The sequence below is a fragment of the bacterium genome (genome assembly GCA_026398675.1).
Taxonomy (GTDB): Bacteria; RBG-13-66-14; RBG-13-66-14; order RBG-13-66-14; family RBG-13-66-14; genus RBG-13-66-14.
Genome location: JAPLSK010000052.1, coordinates 1 through 4706, shown reverse-complemented (window position 1 = coordinate 4706; position 4706 = coordinate 1). Strand labels below are relative to the sequence as shown.

4 protein-coding genes are annotated in these 4706 nt (G+C 64.3%); 3 read left to right on the top strand and 1 reads right to left on the bottom strand.

The window, feature by feature from the left end; all coding sequences use genetic code 11:
- Nucleotides 1-427: 427 nt before the first annotated feature.
- On the bottom strand, nt 428-1084 hold the full coding sequence (locus NTW26_00790) for a TIGR00266 family protein (GenBank protein MCX7020811.1): 657 nt from the start codon (nt 1082-1084) through the stop codon (nt 428-430).
- A 151-nt stretch (nt 1085-1235) separates the two neighbouring features.
- On the opposite strand from NTW26_00790, the gene NTW26_00785 reads away from it, so the two are divergent.
- The 3 genes from NTW26_00785 to NTW26_00775 all read left to right on the top strand — a co-directional run.
- Entirely contained in the window at nt 1236-2222 is a 987-nt protein-coding gene (locus NTW26_00785) for a hypothetical protein (GenBank protein ID MCX7020810.1), read from the top strand.
- Between the two features lie 202 nt (nt 2223-2424).
- On the top strand, nt 2425-3021 hold the full coding sequence (locus NTW26_00780) for a T9SS type A sorting domain-containing protein (protein MCX7020809.1): 597 nt from the start codon (nt 2425-2427) through the stop codon (nt 3019-3021).
- A 731-nt stretch (nt 3022-3752) separates the two neighbouring features.
- Nucleotides 3753-4706: patatin-like phospholipase family protein (locus tag NTW26_00775; protein MCX7020808.1), on the top strand; the 954-nt coding region annotated here is incomplete at its 3' end.

The window sequence follows — 4706 nt, the reverse complement described above, 5'->3', positions numbered from 1 at the left end:
GGGATTTTAATCCCCGCCGGGTTATAAGGTAGCCCTCACCCCCATCCCCTCTCCCACAGGGAGAGGGGACATGAGGCGGCCCTCACCCTCATTCCCGTCGGCGCGCCGCTCCCTAGAAGGGAGAGGGGACATGCGGCAACCATCACACGCGATTGCGATGACGTAGGGGCGGGTGTCCACACCCGCCCGCGGGCGACCGCAGAGGGTCGCCCCTACGGCGTGAACGGAAACGGGCGACCGTGGACGGTCGCCCCTACGGCGTGAATCGAGCCGTGTTTACGTTCCCCGCCTCGACCCTCACCCTAGCCGTCGTAAATGTAGGGCGGGGATTTTAATCCCCGCCGCTTTTACGTTCCCGACCTCGACCCTCACCCTAGCCCGTAGGCGAGCCTCTCCCTGAGAGGGAGAGGGGACATGCGGGTCGGCGCTACTTCTGTCCCATCATGTAGAACATCATGGGGTTGCGGGTCTGGAGCCATACGCGGCCCGGTCCGCCGAACCGGCACACGAAACCCTCGCCGGAGAAGAAGAGGGACTTCATCCCGCCGGCCTTGGTGACCTTGAAGGTGGCGGTCTCGTCGAAGGCGACGATGTGGCCGGTGTCCACGATGTACTCCTCGCCCGCGCCGAGTTCGACCATGTGGATGGCGCCGTAGGCGGAGAGGAAGATGTCGCCCTGGCCGGAGATTTTCAAGAGGAACAGGCGCTCGCCGGAGAAGAACATCTTGCCGCCGCCGAACTTCGTGTCAATCTGGATGTTGCCGGTGTCGAATATGTAGGCGCCGGACTGGGCCATTATCGCGTTGCCGGCGATCTGGAGCTGAATGACGTCGCCGGGGTATCCGGGGGCAAAGGTGACCTCTCCGCCGGTGGCACCGCCGGTGTAGGTGTTCTGGAAGAAGCTCTCGCCGCCGACCATGGAGCGCAGCAGGGCCTTGCCGATGCCGCCGCGGGCCTTGGTCTCCATCTTGATGTCGGCGGACATGCTGACCATGGCGCCCGCCTCGGCGGTGACGCTCTCGCCGGGATCCAGCATCACCCTGGCCAGGGTGAAATTGGGGCGGTACAACAGTTCGTGCTTCATGGGTCTCCTCCGGGGGGTTATCGGGAATTTCGTACCGAGCACCACCAGTATAAAATAACCCGCGGGTCGGGGCCAAGACGAAAATTTCAGCCCGCGTCGCCGGCCGCCGGTCGTGCTATACTTTAAAAAAGGACAACCGAGGAAGGTGAGCATGACCCGCTGGATTGGCCCCCTGACCCTGGTCTTGTGCCTGGCCGCCGGGGCCACCACGCTGGAGACCCAAACGCGCGTCTGCCCCGTGTGCGGCGAAGAGGTGGCGGTCGGGGTCCTGACCAGCACGAACAACTTCGGCGGGGTGGGCACCGACTTCGCCCAGCACGCCGTCGGCGACCAGCCGTGGGGGTACTGGCTGGCGTATTCGCCGGAGTGCGGGTACGCGGACTGGGTGGGCCGCTTCGGCGAGGAGCTTCCCGAGAATGAGATCGCCTTCGTGCGGGAGACGTTATCCGACCGCGCCGGGGAGCAGCCGCTCTGGGAAGAGTACCGCAACCTGTACCTTTTGGAAAAATTCCGGGGCGCCGCGCGGGTCGAATTAGCGGACACGCTTCTCATCGGCTGGTGGTGCCTGCGGCCGGAGAACGTTTCCCAAAGTTTCCGCCGCGATTATGCCGCGTCCATCGTCGGGCTTCTGGACGGAGCGCTCGCGGCCGACGAGGTGCTGCCGGAGCAGCTCGTGGAGCGGGTGTACCTGGCGGCGGAGCTTTCACGCCTGGCGGGCGATTACGAGGGGGCCAGAGAGCGCTTCGAGGAGGCCATGCTCATGCCCAACCTGGCCGAATCGGGGATGCACGACTTCGTGGTGCGCCAGCTACTATTGTGCGACGCGCCGGATATCCGGCGGCGGGTGGCCGACGGGGACTTCGCAGGCGGAGGGGGGATTGACGACGCCGAGGACGCCGTCACCGCCCGGGGCGCCTGGGAGTTCTTCGCCAACAACGCGTCCGACGCCGTGGACCGGGCCGACGCGGCGATGCTGGTGTATTTCTACGGCACGCGGCTGGGGTGGAGCCCCGAGGACCTCGCCCCGTGGGTCGGTCGCTTCAAGGAGAACTACGCCGCCGAGCTGGACCGCCGCCCGCTCCTCTACGACGGGAATGAGTCGGGGTTGTTGGAGCGGTTGGCCGGGTACGAACGCTGAGGTCGCCCGGTATCGCGCCGACCCGGCGAGCGGTAAACCTCTCCCGGCGGTGAACGGCCGGCGTCATATTTACCGAGCGTCCGGTCGTCGGTAGGTAGATAAAGAAAATCCACACGTGGGGCGGTCGGCGGACCGCCCCTTTTCACGGGCCGGGCTTGACCGGGGATTGCGGGGGGAGTAATTCAAACCTAGCGTAGGAGGTGTGGCGATTGATACACGCCTGGACATCCTCGCCGCCCTCGCCCTGGCGGCACCCCTGGCCGCCGAGGAATGGCACCACACGGCGGTTGACGGTCTATCGGGGGGGGGGGAACGCTTCGATGGGAATGAGCCAGTCGGGATGGAAATCCAAAGGAGCGATGACGGTGGCGGGCCGGTCGCGCTTCTCAACGGACCGCTTCCCGGTTCCGCCTCCCGCTACCTGGACCGGGAGGCTACACCGGGCGTGGAATATATTTACTGGCTCGACGTCGTGGAGACCGACGGGACGGTCAGTCGTTTCGGGCCGACGGAAGCGGTGACGATATCCGAACCGAAAATCGAGCTGACGCTCTCGGCATACCCCAATCCCGCCGACGATACGGTCACTTTCCGCTGCGACCTGCCCGACGACGGGCGGGTGGAGCTGGCGGTCTTCGACCTGGCCGGTCGGCGCGTGGCGACGCTCATGGACGGGGAGCTCACCGCCGGCAGGCACGAGGCGGTCTGGGCGTGCGCCGACGTGAAGCCGGGCGTGTACCTCTGCCGGCTGGAGACGACGGGGGGTAACTCGACCGAACGCCTGGTCGTCGGTCGGTAGACTCGTCCGGGTATATGAGGGCATATTGAAAGGGGGGATGAGCTTGGGGGCATCCCCCCTTCCGCACTCCGGTTCCGAAGGGTCGGCGCGGGGACTTCGTTTTCCCGATCGGCGGCTCTTTTTTTTTGAACCGGACGGCGCCCGTCTCACCGGTCGGTGAGATTCGGGGTCAGCCGGGTATTGGTCGGGGGTAAAAAACAGGGGACGACCTTTATGATCCTCCCCCGTTTGCACTCTAGTTCTTACGGACCGGCTTTAAGCCTTCGGCTTCTTTGTGGTCTTTTTCTTGCCGGGCATCGAACACCTCCCTTCAACGGTGGGTGGTGGAAAAGAACAAATACTTTATGGCTAAAGTATAGACTGTTTATCAAAAAATTCAAGAAAAAAATGATTTAATCAAGATTTATTATTTCAACAAGTTACAAAGATTATCCCTTACGGGTTCCAATTATTTTTCCGGCCGCGGTGGGCTTCAGCCGGGGGGTATAGGCGTAAAACGAGGGTATACCTTTCATAAGCCGGATGGCCCTCCCCCCGACGACCGCCCGCGTGACTGAATTTTTTTTCACCGCTCGGGGGACACCGGGGAGCGTGACTCGATTTTTAAAAATCCACGAGCGACACCCGACGATCGGCACCGCCGCCCCGACGGACGAGACACTCCGAGAACGCATAAGCGGGCGCGACCCAATCTGGTATAATTACAGCCGCCCTTTCACCCGTGCGCCGCCGTGACCTATCCCAAAAAACCTTTGGCGCCGGACCCGGAGAATCTCAGCCGGTTCATCGCGCGCGTCAAGGACCCCGATACGCATTTCGCCGTGTCGCTGGGTTCGGGGGCGACGCTGGCGCTGGCCTCGAGCCTTTCCATTCTGCAGACGCTGGACGACCTGGGCCTGCGGGATCACGTGGACGAGGTGTGGGGGACATCTTCGGGGGCGCTCGCCTCGGCGCTCTGGTGCTCGGGGGCGCCCGTGGCGGAGGTGATGGCGATCCTGCGCCGGCTGCGGCGTCGCGACCTGGTAGACGTGGCCTGGGGGCATATCCTCAAGGGGCTCTTCACGCGAAAGTGGGACCTGGACCTGGCCGACGGCCTCATGAACGGCCGGGCGCTCATCGGCCGGGTGAAGGGCCTCCTGCGCGTCGAGAGGGTGGAGGATTGCCCGGTGACCCTGCGGATACTTCTGGCCCACGACGACGGCTCGGCTCGGATAAAGGTGGTCAAGCGGGGGCCCATCCTCGACGCCGTCCGCTGCTCCATCGCCATGCAGGGGGTGATACGTCCCGGGTGGTTCGAGGGGGAGAGGTTCGTGGACCCGACACTTCTGGAAAAAACCCCGCTCCCCAGCATCACCGCGGACTTCCGCGCCACGGGGAGCACGAAAAAGCTGCTCATCCTGGCCGCCTTCTTCGGTTACCACGGGCAGACCCGGCCCATCCGGGGGCTGATGAGCCGCATCTTCTTTTTCAAGGAGGTGCTGCAGTACCAGGTATTCCTGGCCCACCTGACCGCGGTGCGCAACCAGCCCGGCACCGAGGTCATCGTTTACTCCCCGTGCATCCACGACGTGGACACCCTGGCCGTGGAGCAGGCGGATGAGATTTTCGCCGAGGTCCGGCGGCAGATGGCGGTCCGGCTTTCCGACGAGTGCCTGGACGCCGACATCCACCAGACCGACCCCGAC

Coding starts and splice junctions, on each gene's coding strand:
- NTW26_00790 (MCX7020811.1), bottom strand. CDS start 1,084: ATGAAGCACGAACTGTTGTACCGCCCCAATTTCACCCTGGCCAGGGTG.
- NTW26_00785 (MCX7020810.1), top strand. CDS start 1,236: ATGACCCGCTGGATTGGCCCCCTGACCCTGGTCTTGTGCCTGGCCGCC.